At 58.3% G+C, this 24,520-nt stretch carries 22 protein-coding genes; 6 read left to right on the forward strand and 16 right to left on the reverse strand.

Features of this window, described 5'->3' with window-relative positions:
• The first annotated feature begins 13 nt into the window (after positions 1-13).
• The 5 genes from KIF87_RS03130 to cmoB are packed head-to-tail and all read left to right on the forward strand — an operon-like array spanning position 14 to position 3,594.
• A complete protein-coding gene (locus KIF87_RS03130; RefSeq protein ID WP_213327870.1) occupies positions 14-580 on the forward strand; it encodes a hydrolase in 567 nt (188 codons plus the stop codon).
• Complete coding sequence (locus KIF87_RS03135) at positions 577-1,395, forward strand: DUF72 domain-containing protein (protein ID WP_213327871.1); 819 nt, start codon at positions 577-579, stop codon at positions 1,393-1,395. Before KIF87_RS03130 ends, KIF87_RS03135 begins: the two co-directional genes overlap by 4 nt.
• A gap of 51 nt (positions 1,396-1,446) precedes the next feature.
• Positions 1,447-1,842 (forward strand): MAPEG family protein, encoded by a 396-nt coding sequence (locus KIF87_RS03140; protein WP_021240443.1) that lies wholly within the window; start codon positions 1,447-1,449, stop codon positions 1,840-1,842.
• Between the two features lie 40 nt (positions 1,843-1,882).
• Entirely contained in the window at positions 1,883-2,626 is a 744-nt protein-coding gene (cmoA, locus tag KIF87_RS03145; RefSeq protein WP_032647795.1) for a carboxy-S-adenosyl-L-methionine synthase CmoA, read from the forward strand.
• Positions 2,623-3,594: a tRNA 5-methoxyuridine(34)/uridine 5-oxyacetic acid(34) synthase CmoB gene (gene cmoB / locus KIF87_RS03150; protein ID WP_121424203.1), complete on the forward strand. Its 972-nt coding sequence runs from the start codon at positions 2,623-2,625 to the stop codon at positions 3,592-3,594. The genes cmoA and cmoB overlap by 4 nt, the downstream gene beginning before the upstream one ends.
• 262 nt (positions 3,595-3,856) lie before the next feature.
• Here cmoB and cutC read toward each other — a convergent pair whose 3' ends face one another.
• The gene (cutC, locus tag KIF87_RS03155) at positions 3,857-4,600 is read right to left on the reverse strand and encodes a copper homeostasis protein CutC (RefSeq protein WP_213327872.1); all 744 of its coding nucleotides are present in this window, start codon (positions 4,598-4,600) and stop codon (positions 3,857-3,859) included.
• A 78-nt stretch (positions 4,601-4,678) separates the two neighbouring features.
• Entirely contained in the window at positions 4,679-5,239 is a 561-nt protein-coding gene (locus KIF87_RS03160) for a VOC family protein (protein ID WP_213327873.1), read from the reverse strand.
• Between the two features lie 239 nt (positions 5,240-5,478).
• On the opposite strand from KIF87_RS03160, the gene argS reads away from it, so the two are divergent.
• A complete protein-coding gene (gene argS, locus KIF87_RS03165; RefSeq protein WP_213327874.1) occupies positions 5,479-7,212 on the forward strand; it encodes an arginine--tRNA ligase in 1,734 nt (577 codons plus the stop codon).
• A gap of 76 nt (positions 7,213-7,288) precedes the next feature.
• Here argS and bglB read toward each other — a convergent pair whose 3' ends face one another.
• The 14 genes from bglB to KIF87_RS03235 all read right to left on the reverse strand — a co-directional run bounded on the left by bglB (position 7,289) and on the right by KIF87_RS03235 (position 24,505).
• The gene (gene bglB / locus KIF87_RS03170; RefSeq protein WP_213327875.1) at positions 7,289-8,428 is read right to left on the reverse strand and encodes a beta-galactosidase BglB; all 1,140 of its coding nucleotides are present in this window, start codon (positions 8,426-8,428) and stop codon (positions 7,289-7,291) included.
• Between the two features lie 4 nt (positions 8,429-8,432).
• The gene (locus KIF87_RS03175) at positions 8,433-10,016 is read right to left on the reverse strand and encodes an MFS transporter (RefSeq protein WP_213327876.1); all 1,584 of its coding nucleotides are present in this window, start codon (positions 10,014-10,016) and stop codon (positions 8,433-8,435) included.
• 262 nt (positions 10,017-10,278) lie between these two features.
• On the reverse strand, positions 10,279-10,671 hold the full coding sequence (gene flhE, locus KIF87_RS03180) for a flagellar protein FlhE (protein WP_213327877.1): 393 nt from the start codon (positions 10,669-10,671) through the stop codon (positions 10,279-10,281).
• Positions 10,671-12,749 (reverse strand): flagellar biosynthesis protein FlhA, encoded by a 2,079-nt coding sequence (gene flhA / locus KIF87_RS03185; protein ID WP_024909680.1) that lies wholly within the window; start codon positions 12,747-12,749, stop codon positions 10,671-10,673. The genes flhE and flhA overlap by 1 nt, the downstream gene beginning before the upstream one ends.
• Positions 12,742-13,890, reverse strand: coding sequence for a flagellar biosynthesis protein FlhB (flhB, locus tag KIF87_RS03190; RefSeq protein WP_213327878.1), 1,149 nt, complete (start codon positions 13,888-13,890; stop codon positions 12,742-12,744). Before flhB ends, flhA begins: the two co-directional genes overlap by 8 nt.
• Positions 13,891-14,038: 148 nt before the next feature.
• Positions 14,039-14,683 (reverse strand): protein phosphatase CheZ, encoded by a 645-nt coding sequence (cheZ, locus tag KIF87_RS03195; protein WP_023312251.1) that lies wholly within the window; start codon positions 14,681-14,683, stop codon positions 14,039-14,041.
• A gap of 10 nt (positions 14,684-14,693) precedes the next feature.
• Positions 14,694-15,083 carry a chemotaxis response regulator CheY gene (cheY, locus tag KIF87_RS03200; RefSeq protein WP_008500431.1) on the reverse strand — a complete coding sequence of 130 codons (390 nt, stop codon included), beginning with the start codon at positions 15,081-15,083 and terminating at the stop codon, positions 14,694-14,696.
• Between the two features lie 17 nt (positions 15,084-15,100).
• A complete protein-coding gene (locus KIF87_RS03205; protein ID WP_063143692.1) occupies positions 15,101-16,150 on the reverse strand; it encodes a protein-glutamate methylesterase/protein-glutamine glutaminase in 1,050 nt (349 codons plus the stop codon).
• Positions 16,147-17,013, reverse strand: coding sequence for a protein-glutamate O-methyltransferase CheR (cheR, locus tag KIF87_RS03210; protein ID WP_023312253.1), 867 nt, complete (start codon positions 17,011-17,013; stop codon positions 16,147-16,149). The genes KIF87_RS03205 and cheR overlap by 4 nt, the downstream gene beginning before the upstream one ends.
• 19 nt (positions 17,014-17,032) lie before the next feature.
• Positions 17,033-18,634: a methyl-accepting chemotaxis protein IV gene (gene tap / locus KIF87_RS03215; protein ID WP_121424217.1), complete on the reverse strand. Its 1,602-nt coding sequence runs from the start codon at positions 18,632-18,634 to the stop codon at positions 17,033-17,035.
• A 44-nt stretch (positions 18,635-18,678) separates the two neighbouring features.
• Complete coding sequence (tar, locus tag KIF87_RS03220) at positions 18,679-20,346, reverse strand: methyl-accepting chemotaxis protein II (protein WP_213327879.1); 1,668 nt, start codon at positions 20,344-20,346, stop codon at positions 18,679-18,681.
• 84 nt (positions 20,347-20,430) lie between these two features.
• Positions 20,431-21,393, reverse strand: a complete 963-nt coding sequence (locus KIF87_RS03225) for a Csu type fimbrial protein (protein ID WP_213327880.1) — start codon at positions 21,391-21,393, stop codon at positions 20,431-20,433.
• Positions 21,390-23,774, reverse strand: a complete 2,385-nt coding sequence (locus tag KIF87_RS03230) for a fimbria/pilus outer membrane usher protein (protein ID WP_213327881.1) — start codon at positions 23,772-23,774, stop codon at positions 21,390-21,392. The genes KIF87_RS03225 and KIF87_RS03230 overlap by 4 nt, the downstream gene beginning before the upstream one ends.
• Positions 23,750-24,505 (reverse strand): fimbrial biogenesis chaperone, encoded by a 756-nt coding sequence (locus KIF87_RS03235; protein ID WP_213327882.1) that lies wholly within the window; start codon positions 24,503-24,505, stop codon positions 23,750-23,752. Before KIF87_RS03235 ends, KIF87_RS03230 begins: the two co-directional genes overlap by 25 nt.
• Positions 24,506-24,520: the final 15 nt, after the last annotated feature.

Consider the following 24,520-nt stretch of genomic DNA (forward strand, 5'->3'; position numbering starts at 1 on the left):
AACGGGAGTAACGATGTTAACACTTGATGCCAGTAAAACCGCACTTGTCGTGATTGATTTACAGGAAGGCATTCTGCCCTTCGCCGGAGGCCCGCATACCGCGGATGATGTGGTCAGCCGCGCCGCTCGCCTGGCGGAAACATGTCGTGCCAGCGGTGCGCCTGTTATCATGGTGCGCGTCGGCTGGTCTGCGGATTACGCCGAAGCGTTAAAACAGCCCGTTGATGCCCAGGCTCCTGCACGCGCCCTGCCTGAAAACTGGTGGACGTACCCGGTCTCACTCGGCAAACGCGACGGCGATATTGAAGTGACTAAACGCCAGTGGGGCGCATTTTACGGTACCGATCTCGAACTGCAGCTCCGCCGTCGCGGCATCGACACCGTCATCCTGTGCGGCATTTCCACCAATATCGGCGTGGAGTCTACCGCCCGCAACGCGTGGGAGCTGGGCTTTAACCTGGTGATCGCCGAAGATGCCTGCAGCGCGGCCTCCGCGGAACAGCATCAGGGCAGCATGACCCATATATTCCCGCGCATCGGACGCGTGCGCAGCACGGATGAGATTGTCAGCGCGCTATGATGTATGTCGGCCTGCCCCAGTGGTCGCACCCGAAATGGGTGCGCCTTGGCATCACCAGCCTTGAGGAGTATGCCCGACACTTCAACTGTGTCGAGGGCAACACCACCCTGTATGCGCTTCCCAAAGCCGAGATTGTTGCGCGCTGGCGGGAACAAACGACCGACGACTTCCGCTTCTGCTTCAAGTTTCCGGCAACCATTTCCCACAACGCCGCGCTGCGCAACTGCGGCGTTTTGACCGAAGAATTTTTTTCGCGCATGTCGCCGCTGGCGAACCGCATCGGTCAGTACTGGATCCAGCTACCCGCCACGTTTGGCCCGCGCGATTTGCCTGCGCTCTGGCAATTTCTCGATGCCCTGCCCCGTGAGTTCACCTACGGCGTTGAAGTCAGGCATCCTGAATTTTTTGCAAAGGGCGAAGCAGAAAAAGCGCTCAATCGCGGCCTGCTTGAGCGTTCCGTAAACCGGGTGATCCTCGACAGCCGCCCGGTGCACAGCGCTGTCCCCCATAGCGAAGCCATCGTCGAAGCACAGCGCAAAAAACCGAAAGTGCCGGTCCACGCCATTGTCACCGCACATAACCCAATGGTCAGGTTTATCGGCAGCGATAACATGCAGCAAAATCAGGCGATGTTCGCCGTCTGGCTGCAAACGTTAGCGAAATGGGAACACTCCACCACGCCGTATCTCTTTTTGCACACGCCGGATATCGCCCAGGCGCCCGAACTGGTCGATGCTCTGTGGCAGGCCTTGCAGGCTGCGGTGCCGTCCGTGGGCAGCGCCCCTGGCATCCCACAACAATCTTCTCTTTTCTGATATCACCCCCTATCATAGTGAAGTGCCATCTGCCAAAAACAGGGAGTTTGTATGGTCAGCGCGCTGTATGCGGTGTTAGGTGCATTACTGCTGATTAAGTTTTCATTTGATGTTGTGCGCCTCAGAACGCTATACCGAGTCTCTTACGGTGACGGCGGGTTTTCAGAGCTACAAAGCGCTATCCGTATTCATGGCAACGCGGTCGAATACATCCCCGCAGCCTTAATCCTGCTGCTGTTTATGGAGATGAATGGCGCAGAAACCTGGATGGTGCACATTTGTGGCCTGCTTCTTATTGCTGGCCGCCTGATGCACTATTACGGTTTTCACCACCGCTTAATCCGCTGGCGTCGTTCCGGCATGAGTGCGACCTGGTGTTCGCTTTTGCTGATGGTGCTGGCTAACCTGTGGTATATGCCGTGGGAGTTGGTTTTCTCCCTCCATTAGCGCACAATACGCCACTTTATTTTTCCCGGATTTTTACGTTATGTCAGATCGCGACACGCTTTTTTCCGCGCCTATCGCCAGCTTGGGCGACTGGACCTTCGATGAACGGGTAGCCGAAGTCTTCCCGGATATGATCCAGCGCTCTGTTCCCGGTTATTCCAATATTATCTCTATGATCGGCATGCTGGCTGAGCGCTTCGTTCAACCCGGCACGCAGGTCTATGACCTGGGCTGCTCGCTCGGCGCGGCAACGCTGTCGGTTCGTCGTAATATTCACCAGGAAGGCTGCCGAATCATTGCCGTCGATAACTCCCCGGCCATGGTTGAGCGCTGCCGTCGCCATATTGACGCGTACAAAGCCCCTGTTCCGGTGGACGTGGTGGAAGGTGATATCCGCGAGATTGAGATCAATAACGCCTCAATGGTGGTGCTGAATTTCACCCTTCAGTTCCTGGTGCCTGAAGACCGCCAGCTGCTGCTGGATAAAATTTACCAGGGGCTGAATCCCGGCGGCGCGCTGGTGCTCTCGGAGAAATTCAGCTTCGAAGATGCCGAGGTTGGCGAACTGCTGTTCAATATGCACCACGATTTCAAACGGGCGAATGGCTACAGCGAGCTGGAGATCAGCCAGAAGCGCAGCATGCTCGAAAACGTGATGCTGACGGATTCCGTAGAAACCCACAAAGCGCGTCTGAGCAAAGCCGGGTTTGAGCACAGCGAACTGTGGTTCCAGTGCTTTAACTTTGGCTCTCTGGTGGCGCTGAAAGCGGGAGAATCCGCATGATCGAATTCAGTAACTTCTATCAGCTGATTGCCAAAAACCAGCTCTCCCACTGGCTGGAAACCTTGCCCGCGCAGATTGCCGCCTGGCAGCGCGATCAGCAGCACGGCCTGTTAAAGCAGTGGTCAAACGCGGTGGAGTTTCTGCCCGAACTGACCCCGCATCGTCTGGATCTTCTGCACAGCGTAACCGCCGAGAGCGAAGAGCCGCTTCCGGCCGGGCAGATCAACCGCATCGAAACGCTGATGCGTAACCTGATGCCGTGGCGCAAAGGGCCGTTTTCACTTTATGGCGTGAACATCAATACCGAATGGCGCTCTGACTGGAAATGGGATCGCGTTCTGCCCCACCTTTCCGACCTGACCGGACGTACCATTCTGGACGTGGGCTGCGGCAGCGGTTACCACATGTGGCGCATGATTGGCGCGGGCGCGCATCTGGCCGTCGGTATTGACCCGATGCAGCTGTTCCTGTGCCAGTTTGAAGCGGTGCGCAAGCTGCTGGGTAACGACCAGCGCGCGCACCTGCTGCCGCTGGGCATTGAACAGCTCCCTGCCCTGAAAGCGTTTGATACCGTCTTCTCCATGGGCGTGCTGTATCACCGTCGTTCTCCGCTTGAACACCTGTGGCAATTGAAGGATCAGCTGGTCAGCGGCGGCGAGCTGGTGCTGGAAACGCTGGTGATTGAAGGCGATGAGCATGCCGTTCTGGTGCCGGGCGATCGCTACGCGCAGATGCGCAACGTTTACTTCATCCCTTCCGCGCTGGCGCTGAAGAACTGGCTGGAGAAGTGCGGGTTTGTGGATGTGCGGATTGCCGACGTCAGCGTGACCTCAATTGAGGAACAGCGCCGCACCGACTGGATGATCACCGAATCGCTGGAGCAGTTCCTCGACCCGGCCGACCACAGCAAAACCATCGAAGGCTATCCGGCCCCGATGCGTGCGGTGTTGATTGCGACCAAGCCGTAGCCCTTTAGCCGGGTGGCGGCTACGCCTTTCCCGGCCTACTCGTAGCACGTTTTCTCCGAAATAGTTCAAGTTGCAGCAAGGCGGCAACGCAGCGAATCCCCGAGAGCTTACATCAGTAAGTGACCGGGGTGAGCGAGGCAGCCAACGCAGCTGCGGCTTGAAATATGAAGGAGAAAAAAAGGCCCCTGTTGAAATTGCAGGGGCCTGGTACAAGCAAGCATCATATTGGGCGACATGATGCGCGGTAAAAATCGGTACGTTGCTACACGTGATGGCGCTCAATCAGCGACTTCATTTCCGCAACCGACTCTCCCTCTACGCCATAGCGTGAATACTCATCCGCTTCAGCATCCGTCGACATTGACAATCCTGTGTTGCGATAACGCATGGGTGAAGGTATCCATTTACCCGCGGAGCTGTGCAGCTCTTCTACCCCGGCGTTTAAAAACCGTTCCAGATTGCTGGCGCGGACTCCCGCACCCGCCATTATTATTGGAACACCGGAATGTGCTTTTAGTTCCGTAATTAATTGCAGTCCTTTTTCAGCTGACGCCTGCTGACCCGATGTCAGAATGCGCGCCACGCCAAGTTCTCCAAGCGTTTCAAAGGCCTGAAGCGGAACTTTACACATATCGAATGCGCGATGAAAAGTGACGGCCAGCCCCTGTGCGGCGCTCATAATCTGACGCATGCGCGGTAGATCGATATTGCCGTCTTCATCCAGCAGGCCGATCACCATCCCCGGAAACCCCAGGTCCCGAACGAGCGCGATATCATCAAGCATGGCACTGAACTCGCCCGCCGTGTAACAAAAATCACCGCCGCGCGGACGAATAATCGGGTGAACGGGAATGGTGACGGCCTGACGGGCAGACTTCAATACGCCGAAGGACGGCGTCAGCCCGCCCTCTTTGGGTGCCGCGCACAGTTCAATGCGGTCAGCCCCGTGCTTTTGCGCGGTCACGGCACACTCCACGCTGTAACAACAAATCTCCAGCAGCGCCATTTAATCCTCCTGAAATCCCACTAAACGAACCATCATGCCACGCCGTCCGTTTTCAGTCCCGGCGTGAACTCACATCTCTTACGCTTCGCTGGCAACGATCTGCTCAATGGTCCACGGATGAAACTTCACCGTGACCTGTCCGTCAGTGACGGCCAGCGTCGGGTTAGGTAACCGCTCGCGCTCGCCTTTGGGTGAACTCGTCTTCACAAAAATTCCCGGCTTGCTTAAACCCTCGTCAGAAAGCAGGGCCAGCGCGCGCGCGTTTAACGTCTCCGGCTCACCCGGCAGGACAATCTCGATATGTTCCCAGCCTTCGTGCGGATAGCGTTTCTCACCCGGCCACGGCAGTTCAACCACGGTGAATTGCCAGTGCGCCACGCTCACCGGTTCATGCAGTTTAAACAGGCAAATGGGACGACCGTTGATGATGTTCTCGGACAGTAACTCACCGCACTGCTCAAACCCGCGACGCCAGCGCTCGGCGGTGGCATTCTGATGACAGCGCAAAGAGATGTGATCGGCCTCAAGCGGTGCGATATCCAGACCCAGACGGGTGGCAAGTTCTGTGAACGCCTGGGTGAAGCGCGGTAAATCTGCGGAAATATCATGCAGTTCATCAATGGATTGCCAGTTCGCCATAATTCACTCTCTTTTCGTGTCGCAAAGCCGCTAATTTACTCTGTTGTCCTGTTTTGACCAACCGCAGAATCCGGCTTTTTGCGACTGCATGATTATGCACACCTTCACTGCCTGGATTCTGAGCAATCTTCAGGTCCCGCGATGCTGACGCCAGAAGGCATTTGCAGTATACTCCCGCCCTAAATTCTTTAACTGGCGCGGGCGGTTGTAAGCCCGCATCAAAAACGTAAGGTATCCAGGTGAATATTCAGGCTCTTCTCTCCGAAAAAGTCAGTCAGGCACTGATTGCCGCAGGTGCGCCTGCGGATTGCGAACCGCAGGTTCGTCAGTCAGCAAAAGTACAGTTTGGCGACTATCAGGCTAATGGCGTGATGGCAGTGGCTAAAAAACTGGGCATGCCGCCGCGACAGCTCGCTGAGCAGGTACTGACGCATCTGGATCTTTCCGGCATTGCCAGTAAAACCGAAATCGCCGGTCCGGGCTTTATCAATATCTTCCTTGAGCCTGCGTTCCTGGCACGCCACGTTGACGCGGCGCTGAAATCTGACCGTCTGGGTGTTTCCCAGCCGGAGGCGCAGACCGTCGTGATCGACTACTCTGCCCCGAACGTGGCGAAAGAGATGCACGTTGGCCACCTGCGCTCCACCATCATCGGTGATGCCGCAGTGCGCACGCTCGAGTTCCTCGGTCACAAGGTGATCCGCGCGAACCACGTGGGCGACTGGGGTACCCAGTTCGGCATGCTGATTGCTTACCTGGAAAAACAGCAGCAGGAAAACGCGGGTGAAATGGCGCTGGCGGACCTGGAAGGGTTCTACCGCGAAGCTAAAAAGCACTACGACGAAGACGAAGCCTTCGCCGAGCGCGCGCGCAGCTACGTGGTAAAACTGCAGGGTGGCGATCGGTATTTCCTCGAGATGTGGCGCAAGCTGGTTGACATCACCATGTCTCAGAACCAGCTCACCTATAACCGCCTGAACGTCACCCTGACCCGTGACGACGTGATGGGTGAAAGCCTCTATAACCCAATGCTGCCCGGCATTGTGGCCGACCTGAAGGCCAAACACCTGGCGGTTGAGAGCGAAGGCGCAACGGTGGTGTTCCTTGATGAGTACAAAAACAAGGAAGGTGAACCGATGGGCGTGATCATCCAGAAAAAGGATGGCGGCTACCTCTACACCACCACCGATATCGCCTGCGCGAAATACCGTTACGAAACGCTGCATGCCGACCGCGTGCTGTACTACATCGACTCCCGTCAGCACCAGCACCTGATGCAGGCGTGGACCATCGTGCGCAAAGCCGGTTACGTGCCGGATTGCGTTCCGCTGGAACACCACATGTTCGGCATGATGCTGGGTAAAGACGGCAAGCCGTTCAAAACCCGTGCGGGCGGTACCGTGAAGCTGTCCGACCTGCTGGACGAAGCGCTGGAACGCGCCCGCCGTCTGGTGGCCGAGAAGAACCCGGACATGCCTGCCGATGAGCTGGAAAAACTGGCCAACGCCGTGGGTATCGGTGCGGTGAAATACGCGGATCTCTCCAAGAACCGTACCACCGACTATATCTTCGACTGGGATAACATGCTGGCGTTTGAAGGCAACACGGCGCCTTACATGCAGTATGCCTACACCCGCGTGCTCTCCGTATTCCGTAAGGCAAACATCGACGAAAGCGCGCTGGCGAATGCTGCCGTGACCATCACGGAAGATCGCGAGGCGCAGCTGGCGGCGCGTCTGCTGCAGTTCGAAGAGACGCTGACGGTTGTCGCGCGTGACGGAACGCCGCACGTGATGTGTGCTTACCTGTACGATCTGGCGGGTCTGTTCTCCGGCTTCTACGAGCACTGCCCTATTCTGTCTGCGGAAAACGAATCGGTCCGCAACAGCCGCCTGAAGCTGGCGCAGCTCACGGCAAAGACCCTGAAGCTGGGACTGGATACCCTGGGTATCGAAACCGTAGAACGCATGTAATACAAAAAACCCGGCAAATGCCGGGTTTTATTTTGTAGCCCCGGTAAGCGCAGCGCCACCGGGGATCTCCACAGGTTCAGAAGTATTTCCGCAAATACTCCGTCAGACACAGTATCGCCATCGCCTGCCCATACGGCATCGACGTCAGCGGGATCTGGCGATAAAACTCAAGATCGCTTCCCATCCCCGTACCGAACGAGGTTTGCAACAGCTCGCCTTCCGGCGAGATATTCTTGACGATACCGCGAATGGCTTTTTCTGCCACTTCGGCATACTCCGCGCCAACGTAGCGCTTGCGCACGGCTTTCAGAATGCCGTAGGCAAACCCTGCCGTGGCGGACGCCTCAAGATACGAATGTGGATCGTCGAGCAGCGTATGCCACAGCCCGCTGTCGTCCTGACATTTCGCCAGCGCGGCAATCTGCGCATTCAATACCTGCACCAGGTAGCGACGCACGGCGTTGTTTTCCGGCAGATCCACCAGCTCGAGGAAGTCCGGGATGACGATGGTGAGCCAGCTGTTGCCGCGCGCCCAGCGGGCATTGGCGAAGTTGTGATTACCGTCGTAGCTCCAGCCGTGGAACCACAGCCCGGTCTCCCGGTCCATCAAGTTCTGCACGTGCAGCAGGAACTGATAAACCGCCTCTTCAACGTACTCCGGTTTATTGAGCAGCTTGCCGATTTTCGCCAGCGGCAGCACCGTCATCATCAGCGTGTCATCCCACATCTGCTGATGGTTCTCTTCCGCCAGGGTGATGTGCTGCATCCCGCCGTGTTCAGTGCGCGGCATCTCGGCCATCGCCCATTCCGCCCAGCTTTCCAGCCACGGCAGCCAGGCCTGATTTTTGGTCTCTTCGTAGCGATAGGCCAGCGTCAGGAACGGCGACATGGTATTCACGTTTTTGGTGGTCGCGCCTTCCGCAAAGCGGTCGGCAAACCAGCTGTCGATGATGTCTCGCATACCTTCGTCGCCGGTCTGGCAGTAATACTGCCAGATACCGTACAGGCCGACGCCGTGCGTCCACTCCCATCCGGCCCAGCCTTTGGTGTCGATCACGCGCCCGTCGTCCAGCCGCAGCAAAAATTCACCCGTTTTGTCGTGGATATTGACCAGGCTATGCGTCACCTTTTGAATCAGCGATTTCAGCTCGTCCCGGGCGATAAAGCGCTCTGGCTGACGCAGTAACGGGCTATGTTTGACAGGCCAAACTTTCATTATCTTAACCTCTGTTGTATGTCGAATTCAGTACCGCGCGATCCTTCAGCGAAGGCGCCGCTGGCTTGTTGCGATTCAGATAACCGATGTTGTTATTGCCCCACAGTGACTCATAAGGCATACCGGCCAGCATCTCGACGGTGGCGCGGGCGTGTGGCGTCGCTGACTCAGGCATCGCATGACCACATTCACGCATTTTCGCGGTCTCCTCGCGCAGCGTGCTGTGGGTCTGCAAATTGAGCTTGAAGCGCAGGGAAACGAGGAAGCCGCAGAACAGCACCAGGATGGTGCCCACGCTCAGGATCATCAAAATGGTGTGGCTCACTTCCGCAGGCTGCACTTTCTGACCGCTGACAAAGCCGGACATCTGCATCACAATACCCACCAGCATCACCGCACCGGCCTGTGACGCCTTACGGGTCAGGGTCATGATGCCCGCGAAGATCCCTTCGCGGCGCTGGCCGGTGATCACTTCATCCACGTCAGCAATGTAGGTGTAGGTATTCCACGGCACGTAGTTGATACCGCCGCGACCCAGCCCGGCCACCGCAGAGATCAGCAACAGCAGAGAGTAAACGTCGCTCAGACCCGCGTAATAGAGCACGGCGTAGGAAATTGATGCCAGACCAAACAGCACCACCACCATGCGGTAGGACGGTGCCGGCCCGAAGCGGATACACAACGGGATCATGGCGATAACCGCAAGGAACTGGAAGATGGCCATCGTGCCCAGCAGATTGGACGCCATTGACGCTTCCTGCATCAGCACGAACACCACGTAGTAGGTGAATACCGCATTAAAAACGTCCTGCGCGATATAGCCGCCGAGGTACATGCCCAGATGCTGACGGAAAATCTTGATGCGCAGCGTGGAGCTTAACTCGACGAACAGGCGGTTGAGGCTCTGCCCCAGCGTCAGCTTCTTCTTCTCTTCTTCAGCACGCAGCGCCGCTTCAGACCACTCTTCGCGCGGGCGTTCCCAGGTGAAGAACCAGACGAAGGTCAGCATCAGCGCGCAGAGCACGGAGAAGACCAGGCTTGCGTAGAAGAAGGAAACCGCGTTGTCTTTCCCGAAGTGGGTCAACAGGATCCCCGGCAGGAAGGAGGCCAGAATGGCGGACATCTGCGCCATAGAGATACGCGCCCCGGAGAACTTGGTTTTCTGCTTAAAGTCGTCGGTCATTTCCGGCACCAGCGTTTCGTACGGCACCAGAATCATGGTGTAGACAATATCAAACACCAGATAGGTCAGCAGGTAGTACCAGAAGCTCATGTCCCCTACCCACATCAGCGAGTAGCTGAACACGCACGGAATCCCCAGCAGGATAAAGAACTTGCGACGGCCGAAGCGCTTACCGAGCCAGGTCGTACCAAAGTTATCGGTTAAAAAGCCCATTAACGGGCTAACCACGGCATCCAGCACCCTTGCCGCGGCAAAGATGAACGTGGCTTCGATCGGTGAGAGCCCGCAGAAGGTGGTATAGAAATATAAAAGCCAGGCCGCCGTCAGGGCGGTGGTACCCGCCCCGAGGAAATCGCCTGACCCGTAAGCAAGATAATTTGCGAGTCCAATTTTACGTGTTTTCATTGCCGTCAACCCTAATCAGTTTTGGGAGACTCCCTGCAAGCAAGCTTCATCCGGGAGCTTTTATACGGCTACAGTAAATGCATCGGCCTGTTGATACCTTTCTGTTTCTGCCATCACCAGGCGGGTGAATGGCAAAAATGCAAAGAGTATCGTCACGCGCGTCACTGATTTATAAAACAGCGTTTCTATTTATTCAAAAGGCGAGGGCAATTTTGAGAGCCAGCCATCAGAATTGCCTGATGGCTGGTGAAAAGAGAGGGTGTTAGCGGTAGTTCACGATGACAGAATTACTCTGTACTTTCAGGGCCGGGATTAAGCGTCCACCGCCCGGCACTTCCCAGATGAAACGCAGAGGTTCAATGGCCGGTACGCCGTTGAACGCCTGTGTCGTGCCGTTTTCGCCGTCGATTTCCGTGCAGCGCGTCTGAGAACAGAGGCGCACCCGCAGTCCGGCCGGGGTTGGGCCAATCAGCCGGTAGTTCCAGACCACAAGGCCCATCTGACCGGAAACCCCGTCAGAAGGCGACAGCGGGTTAGAGGACATGGCGACGCCCCGGTTGCTGAGGGTCACCCCCATGCTGCTCGCCTGCCAGGTCCCCTCCCCGCCAGCCTGTGCCGCCAGCGGGAAGAGCAAAATCCAAAGCCATTTACGCATTATTTTCCTCCAATCGTCGCGGTCATGCGGATATGACGGTTATCCGACAGCTCCAGATTCGACAGCACGACCAGCTGATTCAGGCTACGACGCAGGAAGCGCGACAGCAGCGGACGCAGCGCATGGTTCACCAGCAGCACCGGCGGCGCGCCCAGCATCTCCTGACGCGCCAGCGCCTCCTGCGTTTGCGCCAGCAGACGGTCCGCCAGCCCCGGCTCCAGGCCGCCCCCACCCTGCAGGGCCTGCAGCAGCAGACGTTCAAGCGGCGTATCGAGGCCGATAACCTGCACTTCTCCGGTTCCCGGGAACCACTGCTGGGTGATCGCGCGGCCCAGCGCCACGCGCACCACAGCCGTCAGCTCGTGCGGATCGCTCTGGATTGGCGCATGCTCTGCCAGCGTTTCCAGAATGGTGCGCATATCGCGGATCGGCACCTTTTCTTCGAGCAGGTTTTGCAGCACCTTGTGCAGCGTTGTCAGCGTCACCACGCCCGGGACCAGATCTTCAGTCAGCTTCGGCATCTCCTGCGTGACGCGGTCCAGCAGCTGCTGCGCTTCCTGACGGCCAAACAGCTCCGCCGAGAATTGCCCAATCAGGTGGTTAAGGTGGGTCGCCACCACGGTACTGGCTTCAACAACCGTATACCCCTGGATCTGCGCCTGCTCTTTCAGGGCACTTTCAATCCAGATAGCGGCCAGGCCAAAGGCCGGATCGATGGTTTGCTCGCCCGGCAGCGTGCCTGCGGCGGTGCCGGGGTTAATCGCCAGCCAGCGGCCCGGATAGGCATCACCGCTGCCAATTTCGACACCTTTCATCAGGATGCGATAGCGCGCGGGCGGCAGGTCCATATTGTCGCGGATGTGAACAACCGGCGGCAGGAAGCCCATATCCTGCGCGAATTTTTTACGGATGCTGCGGATACGGCCAAGCAGCTCGCCATCCTGCTGGAAATCGACCATCGGAATCAGGCGATAGCCCACTTCCATGCCCAGGGAATCTTCCAGCTGAACGTCGTTCCAGGTCGCTTCGACGGCCTGGGTATTCTCCGGCATTTTTACCGGAACAGGTTCCGCTGCCGGTTTGGTTTCACGACCGCGCATCCACCAGGCTAGCCCCAGCAGGCCCGCCGTAAACAGCAGGAACACCAGGTTTGGCATACCCGGCACCAGACCGAGCAAACCCAGAACGGCAGCGGCCAGCAGCATCACGCGCGGGTTACTGAAGAGCTGGCCCACCATCTGCTCGCCAACGTCCTGATCGGTACTCACGCGGGTCACAATCACACCCGCCGCCGTGGAGATAACCAGCGCCGGGATCTGCGCGACCAGACCGTCACCAATGGTCAGCAGCGTATAGCTCTCCGCCGCGTGGCCCATGTCCATCCCGTGCTGCAATACCCCCACCAGCAGGCCGCCGACCACGTTAATCACCATGATCAGAATGCCCGCGATGGCGTCACCGCGCACAAACTTACTCGCACCGTCCATGGAGCCGTAGAAGTCCGCTTCCTGCGTCACTTCCGAACGGCGTTTTTTGGCTTCATCTTCGGCGATAAGACCGGCGTTCAGGTCGGCGTCGATCGCCATCTGCTTGCCCGGCATCCCGTCCAGCACAAAACGCGCGCCGACTTCCGCGATACGCCCTGCACCTTTGGTGATAACCATAAAGTTGATGATAACGAGGATAACGAACACCACGATACCGATAGCGAAATTGCCGCCCACCAGGAAGTGGCCGAACGCCTCCACCACTTTACCTGCCGCTGCCGCACCGGTGTGACCCTCCATCAGGATGATACGCGTGGACGCCACGTTCAGCGCCAGTCGTAGCAAGGTGGTAAACAGCAGAATGGTCGGGAACGCGGCGAACTCCAGGGTACGCTGGGTGAACATCGCCACCAGCAGCACCATAATGGACAGCGCAATATTGAAAGTGAAAAGCAGATCGAGGATGAACGCCGGGAGCGGCAGTACCATCATCGACAGAATTAGCAGGATCAGAATCGGCCCGGCAAGGATCTGCCATTGGGTCGATTTCAGGTTGCCGGGCAGGCGCAACATTGCCACCAGATTAGCCATCAGTGTCCTTCTCGTTCATAAAATCCAGCGCGGCAGGCACCGGAAGGTTCTCAGGTTTCACAGGCCGTTGACCGCCGGCCAGACGCCAGCGCTTCAACTGCCATACCCAGGCCAGCACTTCCGCCACGGCGGCGTAGAGTTGTCCCGGGATCTGTTGTCCAATATCCGCATGGCGGTACAGGGCACGCGCCAGCGGAGGGGCTTCGAGGATCGGCACGCGGTGTTCTGTGCCAATTTCCCGGATGCGCAGTGCGATCAGTCCAGCCCCTTTCGCGACGACCTTCGGCGCGCTCATTTTGTTTTCGTCGTAGCGCAGCGCAACGGAATAGTGCGTCGGGTTGGTAACAATGACGTCGGCCTTCGGCACATCTTCCATCATGCGGCGACGGGCGACGGCACGCTGCATCTGGCGGATGCGCCCTTTCACGTGCGGGTCACCTTCCATCTGCTTATATTCGTCACGAATATCCTGCCGTGACATGCGCAGTTTTTTGAAGTGGGTATAAAGCTGGAAGATCACGTCAAAACCCACCATCGGGATAATGCTGAGCACCACCAGCAGCGCGCAGAGCCCGACCAGATTCAGCGCGTTGCTCATCGCGGTGAGCGGCGATTCGCTGATAAGACGCATCATTTCCGGCCAGTGGTACCAGAGGTAAAACCCCGCGGAACTGCCCATCAGCACCGATTTGAGCACGGCTTTGAGCAGCTCAGCCCCGGTCTGCGCAGAGAACATTTTCGCAATGCCCGGCAGCGGGTTCAGTTTGGAAAATTTCGGTTGCAGCGATTTGGCGCTAAAAACCAGACCGCCGAGCATCACCGGAGAGACCAGCGCGACCAGCACAACCCCGGTAATCAGGGGCAACAGCGCGACCATGGCCCCTTTAATAAGCTGAATAATCTGGCTGAGGATCAGATTCGGATCGTTGACCATGCTGTGGTCAAAACGTAAGCCGGTGGACAACATTCCCGCCAGCTTGCGGGCGAGCGACTCCCCGCCCCACCAGATAATGCACACGCCTACGATAAGGATCAGCAGGGAGGTCAATTCTCGGGATCGGGGGATCTGCCCTTCCTCACGCGCTTTTTCTAGTCGGTGGGGTGTGGGGGCTTCCGTTTTGTCGTCGTTCTCTTCTGCCACAGTGCATGCTCAGCCCATTACGTCACGGGTATCATGCCAGCGCAGCGGAAATCCAATGGCGGGAAAAGCCCGTTTATTCGGGCTCTTTTCGGTGATTTTGTCGCAAACCGCCTCAGGCGGCGTAAACCTCCTGAGGCGGAATTGGCAATCAGAAGCCGAGGCTGTCCAGCAGGTCGTCGACCTGATCCTGGCTTGCCACGACGCCCGCTTTGCTGGCGTCGAGCTGAGGACCATTGAGCAGGCTTTCGTTCTCGCGTTTTGGACGGGCTGCCGGTTCCGGAATGTTCTCCAGCAGAACCATCAGCAGCTGACGCTCAATCTCCTGGATAACATCCATCATGCGCTTGATCACCTGACCGGTCAGGTCCTGGAAATCCTGCGCCATCATGATGTCCAGCAGCTGGGCGTTGGTGAAGCTGGTGTGGCCCGGCACATCACCCAGGTACTGACGGGTATCCGTCACCAGCTCGCGGGCATCCGCCAGCTCGATAGGGTTCTCAAACCACTCGTCCCAGCGTTTGCTCAGCGCTTTCGCCCCCTTTTCCATCGCATCCTGGTGCGGCTGTGACGCTTCAACGCTGTTCAGCGCACGCTCAGCGGCCTGAGCGGTCATCTGCACAACGTAGTCCAGACGATCGCGGGCATCAGGAATGGCTTCCGCCGCTTCGGCAATCGCCTGATCCAGACCCAGCTCGCGCAGGCTGTCACGCAGCATGCGCGTCAGGCTGCCGATGCGGACGATGATATCGCTCGGCGAGTGTTCTTCAACGGGTTTCATAGCAGGTTGCAACATTTCCATCACCTCACATGCCGAGTTTCTCGAAGATCTTACCGAGCTTCTCTTCCAGGGTTGCCGCGGTGAATGGCTTCACCACATAGCCGCTTGCGCCCGCCTGTGCAGCGGCAATGATGTTCTCTTTTTTCGCTTCTGCAGTGACCATCAGAACCGGCATAGACGCCATTCCCGCATCGGCACGAATGGTTTTCAGCAGTTCCAGACCGTCCATGTTAGGCATGTTCCAGTCGGAGATAACAAAACCAAACCCGCCAGCCTGCAGCTTGTTCAGCGCATCAACGCCGTCTTCTGCTTCTTCAACGTTGTTGAAGCCCAGCTCTTTCAGCAGGTTGCGCACGATGCGACGCATGGTGGAAAAGTCATCCACAACCAAAAACTTAAGCTCTTTATCCGCCATAAAATAATACTCCTGAGTCAAATACGTATTGCCTGTCCGGCACTGATTTTCGCCAGCATCTGCTGGCTTACCTGGCTAAGATCGACCACTTCGCTCACGCCACCCATATTGATGGCCTCGCGCGGCATGCCGAACACCACACAACTTGCTTCATTCTGCGCAATCGTCCAGGCGCCAGCCTGGTGCATTGCAAGCATTCCGGCGGCACCGTCGTTGCCCATCCCCGTCAGGATCACCCCAACAGCGTTGCGCCCCGCATGTTTCGCCACCGAATGAAACAGCACATCCACCGACGGACGGTGCCGGTTAACCGGCGGCCCGTCATGAATTTTGATTTGATAGTTAGCGCCGCTGCGCGACAGCTCCATGTGCTTGTCGCCCGGGGCGATATAGGCATGTCCCGGGAGCACGCGCTCGCCGTCTTCCGCCTCTTTCACGCTGATCTGGCACAGCTTGTTCAGGCGTTCGGCGAACGAACGGGTAAAGCCTGGCGGCATATGCTGAGTGATCAGAATACCCGGACTTGAAAGCGGCAATGGCTGGAGTACATGACGAATTGCCTCTGTTCCTCCGGTTGACGCCCCAATGACCAGCAGTTTTTCCGAGCTGAGTAAGGGACCGGCCTTCAGGGTCACAGGCGCGGCCATCGGCGTGTGGGCGGCAAGCTTCGCACGCGACGCGGTGCGGATCTTCTCTGCAATCATTTCGCTGTAGGCCAGCATCCCTTCGCGAATGCCGAGCTGCGGTTTGGTGACAAAATCCACCGCCCCCAGCTCCAGCGCGCGCAGGGTAATTTCCGACCCTTTACCGGTCAGGGAGGAGACCATTACCACCGGCATGGGCCGAAGCCGCATTAATTTTTCGAGGAAATCGATGCCATCCATGCGCGGCATCTCGACATCCAGCGTTAGCACGTCGGGGTTATATTTTTTAATTAAATCCCGCGCTACCAGAGGATCGGGCGCAGTGGCCACCATCTCCATGTCGCTGTGGCTATTGATAATTTCAGTCATGATCTGACGCATCAGCGCTGAATCATCGACAGACAACACCCTGATTTTACTCATGCTTTTTCCTTACTCAGCGCATATACCGTTTGCCCACGCAGGCTAAACTCACGCGCGAGGTTGCTGAAGTTTTCCGAGTGCCCGGCAAACAGTAAACCGTCAGGCTTGAGCAACGGAACAAACCGACGCAGAATGTCCTGTTGCGTCGTTTTATCAAAATAGATCATGACGTTACGGCAAAAAATGGCGTCGAACGGCCCCGGCACGTTGTACTGCTTATCCAGCAGGTTTACGGGCGCGAATTCGACGCAGTTCGCCAGCTCCTGACGTACGCGTACCAGACCTTCATGCGGGCCCGTGCCGCGCATGAAATAACGCTGCAGCTGCTGCGGCGACAGCGTTTTCAGTTCATCCTGGCGATACACGCCGTTACGCGCCTTCTCCAGCACCTCGGTATCGATATCGCTGGCGTAGACTTTCCAGCGTCCAGGCGTCATGCCCAGGGTGTCAGCAAGGGTGATCGCCAGCGAGTACGGCTCTTCACCCGTCGAGGCGGCCGCACTCCATACGCGATACTCCCCGGTGCGACGGCGGGCGTGCTCGGCCAGGACCGGGAAGTGGTGAGCTTCACGGAAAAACGCCGTCAGGTTGGTGGTTAACGAGTTAATAAAAGCCTGCCACTCTGCGCTGTTCTGGTTCGCCTCGAGCATGCTCAGATAGCGGCCAAAATCATCCAGCCCCAGCGTGCGCAAGCGCCGCACCAGACGGTTGTAGACCATGTCCCGCTTATGATCCGCAAGCACGATCCCCGCACGCTGGTAGATTAACTGACATATCCGACGAAAATGCGCGTCGGACAGCGCGAGGCGCTGTGTCATCTGCAACAGTAATGACGTTTGCCCAGGGGGCATTGGTGATGTCATAGCGCCTTCTTAATTACATTCAGGATACAACTGGCACGGCCTGCGACCGCCCGACTTCTGTTACTGCTTCAACGTGCTCTTTCACATTAAACACCGCGACCAGTCCGGTCAGACGATCGGCCTGACTGGCCAGCTGATCGGTTGCTGCTGCCGCTTCCTCAACTAACGAGGCGTTCTGTTGCGTCACCTGATCCATCTGGCTGACGGCCTGGGCAACCTGCTCAATGCCGCGACGCTGTTCGTCCGACGCCGAGGCAATCTCGCCCATGATGTCGTTCACCCGCGTGACGGAGGTGACGATCTCGTGCATGGTTTTCGCCGCCGTATCCACAAGGGTTGAGCCCTGCTGAACGCGCGAGACCGACTCTTCGATCAGCACCTTAATCTCTTTCGCCGCGTTGGCGCTGCGGCTCGCCAGGTTACGCACTTCCCCCGCCACCACCGCAAATCCGCGCCCTTGCTCACCGGCACGCGCCGCTTCAACGGCGGCATTCAGCGCCAGAATGTTGGTCTGGAACGCGATACCGTCAATCACGCTGATGATGTCACCAATTTTCTGCGAACTGGTGGCAATCTCCTGCATGGTGCTGGCGACATGGGAGGCCTGGTCGCCGCCTTTCTTCGCCGTCATCGCCGCCTGTTTTGACAGGTCGGACGCCTGGCGCGCGTTATCGGCGTTCTGGCCTACCGTCGCGGTCAGCTGCTCCATGCTGGCCGCCGTCTGCGCCAGCGAGGCCGCCTGCTGCTCGGTGCGGGACGATAGATCGTTGTTACCCGCCGCAATCTCGGAGATCCCGGTGTGCATGGCATAGCTGCCCTGCCGCACGTCGCTCACCGTTTCCCGCAGCGAACTCTGCATCGCCTTCAGGCTGGCAAAGATCGCCGAAATTTCGTTTTTGCCGAACACCGCTACCGGACGCGCCAGGTCCCCTTTCGCAATGCTGTCGAAGTGGCTGCTGATGATTGCCAGCGGCTGCACAATCATTCTGCGCGACCAGAGCAGTGCCCCGCCGGTCAGCAGCCCTGCCAGGATCACCACCACGGCAAAGATGACGCCCGACATGTGATAGCTGCTACGGCTCTGTTCACCGGCACGCTGAACAGACTGGTTAATATCCTGCTGCCACGCGTTAAAGCTGCCGTCAAACGCCGCCTGAGACGCCTGAACCGGTGCGGTCATAAAGTCCGAAAGCTGGTTGTTCTCAAGCCACGTTGCCTGGTGGTCGAGATCGCTGTACCACTGTTCAAAGTTCGTCTTCATGGCGGCCTTCAGCGCTTTCTCTTTCTCGCTGTCGGCGGCCTGCGCCGTAAAGGCTTTAAACTGTGCGTCAGCCTGCTTCAGGCTGTCGCGCGCGGCCGCCATCAGCGCTTTAATGTCATCCGGCGGATAACTCAGCGCGGTTAAGGTTCCCGCCTTGTTCAGCGCAGTGCTTGCCTGCAACAGCACGGCACGCGTTTGTGCCAGTGCGGAGCGCTGCTGATTACTCGCCTCAACTTCCTGCAAATTCTGATAGCCATCGCGAAACGCCCAAAAAGACAACCCGTTACTGCCAACCTGCAACACACCGCAAAGGATCAGAATCAAAAACAGTGTGGTCGAGATACGAATACGATTTAACATCCACGCTCCCATCAAGCGGCAAGCAGCCGCGGTTTAATTGTCAGTCAAAATGTTTCCCAGTTTTCATCTTGTCCGGTCGTCGCGGTGCGCGTACGGTTTACAGCCGATTCAGCGGCTGGCGCGCGATACGTCGCCTGCGGGGTGACCGTGTTTCCAGCGAGTGAAGCGAGACGAAACGCCGAGACGGCCATCTTCAGACGGCTCGCCTGGTCTTCCAGGGCAGCGGCCGCCGCAGCGGACTCCTGCACCAGCGCGGCGTTTTGCTGTGTCACGCGATCCATTTCCGATACCGCCAGGGCAACCTGGTCGATACCACGACTCTGCTCATCAGACGCAGAGGCGATTTCACCCATGATGTCCGTCACGCGGGTGACGGCATTCACGATGTCATTCATTGTCTCCCCGGCGCTTTCCACCAGCACGGAGCCGGTATCCACGCGGGAGACGGAATCTTCAATCAGCGACTTGATCTCTTTTGCCGCGTTGGCGCTGCGGCTGGCCAGGTTGCGCACTTCCCCGGCCACCACGGCAAACCCGCGTCCCTGTTCGCCCGCACGCGCCGCTTCCACGGCGGCGTTCAGCGCCAGAATGTTGGTCTGGAAGGCAATGCCGTCGATGACGCTGATGATGTCGGCGATTTTCTTCGAGCTGTCGGCGATTTCGTGCATGGTTTTCACCACGCCATCCACCACGCGACCGCCGCGCTGCGCCGTCTCGGAGGCGCTTTCTGCCAGCTGAGACGCCTGGCGGGCGTTATCGGCGTTCTGCTTCACGGTCGCGGTGAGCTGCTCCATGCTGGCGGCCGTCTCTTCCAGGGCGGACGCCTGCTGCTCGGTACGAGATGAGAGATCGTTATTCCCCATCGCAATTTCGCTGGTGCCGGTATAGATAGCCTCCGACCCGTTACGCACGTTGGCGACGGTTTCGATTAACGAACGCTGCATATGGTCAACGCTGTTTGCCAGCTCGGTGATCTCATTGCGCCCGGAAACGGTCAGCGTTTTGGTCAGGTCCCCGCCGGCAATTTCACGAATGTGGGCAATGACGCGGCCGAGAGGATTCAGCAGGATATGGCGAATGCCGTACCAGACCGCCATCAGCACAATGACCAGCGCCAGCGCCAGCACGGCCATCTGCCATTTCGCAAAGCGGTAGTCATCCTGGCTTGCGGTAAAGGCCGAGTGATACAGATCGCCACTGGCCTTCGCGTATTCCCCCAGCGCCGCGCCGAGGGCGTTTTGCATCCCTTGCGTAGGCTGCGCGAAATAGGCGTCCATATTGCCGCTCTCCAGGAACTGAATCAGCTCTGTCAGACCGGTATGGTAGGCATTGTATTTTTCGTCGATATTCTGGCTCACCTGCTCCATAGCAGGCTGCGGGGCGATCTTTTTGAAGGCGTCGTAGTGTTTAGCGGCGTCAGCGAGGGTGGCACGGGCATTTTTCAACAGATCGGTTTTCGCGCTGCTCTGCTGATTGTTGGGATCCATCATCATGCGCGCGGACGAGCGGCTCAGGTTGATACGCGTTTGCAGCATCAGATCCCACGTCGACGTGAGTTCACTCTGCTGCAGGCGCAGATCGTTCGAGGCCGCGAAGCTGTCCTGGTTCTGTTTTAATGACGAGAAAAAAAGCCCGCCGGAAATAAGCTGAAGAAGTGCGAAAATGACCAGCACCATCATGAGCATTGTGACAACGCGGATACGGTTCAACATACAACACCTTCTCATAGATTTATTAACGGTGTTATCGGCACTGCCCACAGGAACTTTACATTTGAGAAAGGGAAAAGCGCGGGGTTAAAACGCCACGTCGACAATCAGCGTATCGGTATAGGTTCCGGCGGGTGGTGTGGCCTGATTGGTCAGGACTTTCGCGGTGTAGTTGTAGGTGCGCAGTAAGCCGTCAGTACTGACCTGTGACGATACCGCGCTGGACCAGCGCTCGCTGCCGCTGCCGCCCCAGCGGTTAGTGGTGGCTTCCTTATAGATGTCGTAGCTCATGGTGTTGCTGCCGCTCACCATCCGCCGCACGTTGTTCAGCGCGTTGGCACCGTTATTAATGCCGATGGTATACGAACTTCCTTTGGTGCAGGTGACGGCAATCGCCTGCGAGACGGTGGGGAAACTTTGTACCAGCGGCGCGCTGTTAAAGTTCACATCCGGTGTGGTCATGGCGCTGCAGTCGTTGGTAACGGTCATATCCAACAGAATGGTGGTTGTCGAGGTTCCCGTCTGGGGGTTCGTACAAAGGCTTCCCACACCTAAGGCACAGACGCTGTAGCTGATGCTGAAGGTCAACTGCACCTGATAGGGACCGGCAGTGACGTTTTGTCCGGCGACGGTGCGAAAATAGAGCGGAATGTTGTACTGCTTTGTCCCCAGCAGCCCCAGCAAGGTATTCCCGCTCCAGGTATACGTTTTACTTATCTGTACCTCGCTGCTGCTCGCGCAAGCTGATAATCCGCACAGCCGGGTAGGGATTACGTCCGTAATGGCCGCATTATCCGTACGTTTCATGGTCGCGCGACTGTTGCCCGACACCGATGCCGCGGTGTAGCTCAGGGTCACCGAATCGTTGGTCAGGACGTTGAGCACGGTATCACACGCCACCACCAGCCTGCCGGTGGTTTCCACCTCCCCGGTTCCGCTGAGCGCGAACGAGGTGACGCTGCCAAACGACGCATTAACCGTACTGACGGTACACGCCGCCCAGCCGCCGCCGGAGAAAAGCAGCAACATCAACAGCAGCAGGCGCGTCATGGCTCCTCCCGACATACCAGCGGACCGTAGGTTTGCAGCTTGTGCTCCGGATTGGCCCGCACGGTCAGGGTAGCCTTGCAGCGTTTTCCGTCAGGTGTAATCACCTCAAGCGGGTTCACATCGCTGAGATTTTCCAGCCAGGCGATGCCGTCATACCCCACCACCGCATTGCTGCGCGAGACGCGTCGGACCTGGCTTCCTACCGGCAACGCCTGCCCGTGTGCATCATGCAGAATGACGCTTGCCACCCGCTCCTGCTCCATCGGGAAATCGACCAGATAGCCGCTGTGACGGCGGATAGCGATTCGCCGCTCGGTCTCTTTCAGACGGGTATCCGCCGGCAGATTGAGGGTATCGATCCGGTAGCTTGCGGGGTAATACGCCGACACCCCGCTCACCAGCAGGTAGCCGTTGTTATTAGTTTTACCGACGGGCTGGTTCTCATAGCTGACGGGCACGTCCGGGTGGCCGTCGGTACTGATGACCACAAACGCATCGTTGATCTTATTCGCCGCAAAAAGCTCGCCGTCCATCAGCACAACGGAACCCATCGCCTCGCCCCACCAGGTCATGGTGTCCCTTTCGCCATAGCCGCCGCCCTGCAGCTCTATGTTGTTATTGCGCCACCCCAACGTCCCCTGCTGATAATCACTGGATCTTGACTGGTTGGCCCAGGCCATGTTCCAGCTGAACCCGCCGTCAGAAGGCATGGAGTGGTTATAGTTGATGCGCTGGGTACTGCCTGCATCCGGGGTGTTTTCAACGGTGACGGCAGCGCTGTCGCGCGCCCCCAGCGGCACCTGCAGCGACAGCGCGACCGTCCAGTCTCCCCGCTGCCGATCCCGGCTGCCGGCCAGGTAAATACTGCTCGCCCCCCACAGATTGCGGCTCCAGGAGAGATTGAGCAGCTCGGTTTTTTGGCTGTCAAAACTCTCCACGCCGATCCAGGCCGCACCAACGTTGCCGTACTGTCCCAGATTGAAGGTCAGCGAATACTGGTCCGTATTACGGCTGAAGCTGGCGATGGGTTTATCGTTTTCGTCATACACCGTCGGCTGGTCGTAGAGGGCGAGGTTGCCAAAGCCGCGGTCGCGACGCGTGTGCTGGGTGGCGACGCTAAACGCGCTGGTGCTGTACTGGTAGCCCCAGTTGATCTGCCCGCCAGCATCCCCGCGCATGCGGCTTTGCGAGTAAGAGGTATTCACCACGCCAAGCTGGCCGAGTTTTATCACCGTCCCCGCGCCGCCCAGCGCCAGCTCCTGCGCCCCTTCCGCGTGGCCCTCCAGCGTTAGCCAGTCCGTCATCCCGTAGCGATACGAGCCGCTGCCTGCCGCGGAACCGTAGTCAAAATTCTTGATACCGTAATTTCGCCGCAGGCCGCCCAGCGTCACGGCGCCGTCGCTCAGCCCTTGTTTAAGCAGGTCGCTGGTGACGTAAAACGGTAGCGTAGTGCTTACCTGGCGCCCCAGCGCATCCGTCGTGACCAGCACCGCATCCCCGGCGCCGTTGATATAGGGCAGATTAGTCAGGGTGAAGGGGCCCGGCTGAAGCTGGGTTGAGCCGGAGCGATAGCCGTTGATAAAGAGATCGACCGAGGTGGGTACCGCGGCTTCCCCCGCGAACTCGGGCAGCGGCCATGTCACCAGGTCAGGACGCAGGGAGAAATCCCGCCCGACGCTTACCCCACCCATTCGCACGCTGGAGCTCCAGCTCAGGGCATCGCTGATCACATCCCCGACGCTCCAGCTCATCGCGTCATCTTCGTTAGTGAACAGCAGGGTCGTGTCATAGCGAACATACCCTTCCTGCTGGCCGTCGTTACCGCTGAAATTTTCCCGCGCGTAGCCGGTGGAGGAAAAGGAGCCGTTCTCGTTGAAGTAGCGGAACTCGTGCCAGAGCGACGCCTGACCGCCGATATGTTCCGTGTGGTTGGTGTAGAGATCGTAATTCAGCAGCGCCCCGCGCCCGTAGTGCGGTTTGGCCTGCGCCGTTTGCGCGCTGAAAGGGGTTACCCGGGCCGTCACCCAGTCGCGAGGAACGGTCAGCAGCAGGCGCTGTGCGGCGCTGTCGTACTCCGCCCGAACCTGGGCAAGCGAGGAAAGATTCACCTCTCCGGTGGGAACATGCGCCGGGGGCAGCCCCGCACGCAGCAAATCGGCGCTGGAGATAAAGAAAGCGCCTTTACGCTGCGTCACGGGCACCACCAGGCCGGTATCGTAGTGGTTGACCACGAGAGAAAGCTGGAAAACCGCTTCATCATTTATCGCCTGCGCCTGGGGAGGCGGCGGTAAACTGTCGTCACCGGGCTCGGCCAGGGTCGCGGAGCTGACGCATAGCAGTATCATCATCGCCGGCTTCAGTTGACGGGCGTCGACTGCCATTGTGCGTCCCTGGCATTAATCTGCGCGCTCATCCGCTCTGGCTGACGAACGCCAGCGGGTACCGGCCAGCTGCGGGTGCTGCCCGGAAGGACGTAACCCAGTAATCCCTCCGCAACCGTGCGTTTCTGCCCTCCCTGCTCAAGCGCGACCTGGCTGAGCCTGACATGGACATCCCCCCGGTTTCGGACCTCCAGCGCAGGCTGTCCCCCCGCCTGCGTCACCCGCCAGCTCAGGTTTTGAGTCTCCGCCAGCGCGTGGTGCGCGCCCTCTTTTATGGTCGGGATCCCCTGTCCATACACGAACAGAGGGATGGAGTAACGCATCTGCAGTTTGAGGCCGATGGTGGGTTCGGCTTTGGCATCCGGCTGGGGGATTTCATCGACGATAATGCGGTAGGCCTGTTCGACGCCTGCGGGAACTGAAGCCTGTTTGATAAGGCGAATAAGCTGCTTGCTGCCAGTGCCAATCGTGACGATCGGCGGGCTGGCGACCACGTCCTGCTGCGCGGTATAACGCTCGTGTCCTTCCTCCTGCTTCCAGCGCACGATGCGGACCTGCATCGTCGTGGCGCTGTTTCCCTGGTTCTGGATCCACAGCTCCGTGGCGTTGGCGTCCGCAGCGAGCCACGGATCGATAGGCCACAGCAGGATGGTGGCCGCCGCCTGAGCCTGGCCAGCAACCGCCATTCCCAACGCGCCCGCCAGACAAACGGGTCTGAAAAATGGCTTCATCAACACTCTCCCTTT

The organism is Enterobacter sp. 120016 (genome assembly GCF_018383635.1).
In the GTDB taxonomy this organism is placed as follows: Bacteria; Pseudomonadota; Gammaproteobacteria; order Enterobacterales; family Enterobacteriaceae; genus Enterobacter; species Enterobacter asburiae_D.

What these genes read in the sequence shown, in the direction of transcription:
- tar (WP_213327879.1), bottom strand. Translation starts at nt 20,346, where the DNA reads ATGTTGAACCGTATCCGCGTTGTCACAATGCTCATGATGGTGCTGGTC.
- KIF87_RS03230 (WP_213327881.1), bottom strand. Translation starts at nt 23,774, where the DNA reads ATGGCAGTCGACGCCCGTCAACTGAAGCCGGCGATGATGATACTGCTA.
- KIF87_RS03135 (WP_213327871.1), top strand. Translation starts at nt 577, where the DNA reads ATGATGTATGTCGGCCTGCCCCAGTGGTCGCACCCGAAATGGGTGCGC.
- flhE (WP_213327877.1), bottom strand. Translation starts at nt 10,671, where the DNA reads ATGCGTAAATGGCTTTGGATTTTGCTCTTCCCGCTGGCGGCACAGGCT.
- KIF87_RS03225 (WP_213327880.1), bottom strand. Translation starts at nt 21,393, where the DNA reads ATGACGCGCCTGCTGCTGTTGATGTTGCTGCTTTTCTCCGGCGGCGGC.
- KIF87_RS03130 (WP_213327870.1), top strand. Translation starts at nt 14, where the DNA reads ATGTTAACACTTGATGCCAGTAAAACCGCACTTGTCGTGATTGATTTA.
- cheY (WP_008500431.1), bottom strand. Translation starts at nt 15,083, where the DNA reads ATGGCGGATAAAGAGCTTAAGTTTTTGGTTGTGGATGACTTTTCCACC.
- cheR (WP_023312253.1), bottom strand. Translation starts at nt 17,013, where the DNA reads ATGACATCACCAATGCCCCCTGGGCAAACGTCATTACTGTTGCAGATG.
- cutC (WP_213327872.1), bottom strand. Translation starts at nt 4,600, where the DNA reads ATGGCGCTGCTGGAGATTTGTTGTTACAGCGTGGAGTGTGCCGTGACC.
- KIF87_RS03140 (WP_021240443.1), top strand. Translation starts at nt 1,447, where the DNA reads ATGGTCAGCGCGCTGTATGCGGTGTTAGGTGCATTACTGCTGATTAAG.
- KIF87_RS03175 (WP_213327876.1), bottom strand. Translation starts at nt 10,016, where the DNA reads ATGAAAACACGTAAAATTGGACTCGCAAATTATCTTGCTTACGGGTCA.
- KIF87_RS03235 (WP_213327882.1), bottom strand. Translation starts at nt 24,505, where the DNA reads ATGAAGCCATTTTTCAGACCCGTTTGTCTGGCGGGCGCGTTGGGAATG.
- flhA (WP_024909680.1), bottom strand. Translation starts at nt 12,749, where the DNA reads ATGGCTAATCTGGTGGCAATGTTGCGCCTGCCCGGCAACCTGAAATCG.
- bglB (WP_213327875.1), bottom strand. Translation starts at nt 8,428, where the DNA reads ATGAAAGTTTGGCCTGTCAAACATAGCCCGTTACTGCGTCAGCCAGAG.
- cmoB (WP_121424203.1), top strand. Translation starts at nt 2,623, where the DNA reads ATGATCGAATTCAGTAACTTCTATCAGCTGATTGCCAAAAACCAGCTC.
- KIF87_RS03160 (WP_213327873.1), bottom strand. Translation starts at nt 5,239, where the DNA reads ATGGCGAACTGGCAATCCATTGATGAACTGCATGATATTTCCGCAGAT.
- KIF87_RS03205 (WP_063143692.1), bottom strand. Translation starts at nt 16,150, where the DNA reads ATGAGTAAAATCAGGGTGTTGTCTGTCGATGATTCAGCGCTGATGCGT.
- cheZ (WP_023312251.1), bottom strand. Translation starts at nt 14,683, where the DNA reads ATGTTGCAACCTGCTATGAAACCCGTTGAAGAACACTCGCCGAGCGAT.
- cmoA (WP_032647795.1), top strand. Translation starts at nt 1,883, where the DNA reads ATGTCAGATCGCGACACGCTTTTTTCCGCGCCTATCGCCAGCTTGGGC.
- tap (WP_121424217.1), bottom strand. Translation starts at nt 18,634, where the DNA reads ATGTTAAATCGTATTCGTATCTCGACCACACTGTTTTTGATTCTGATC.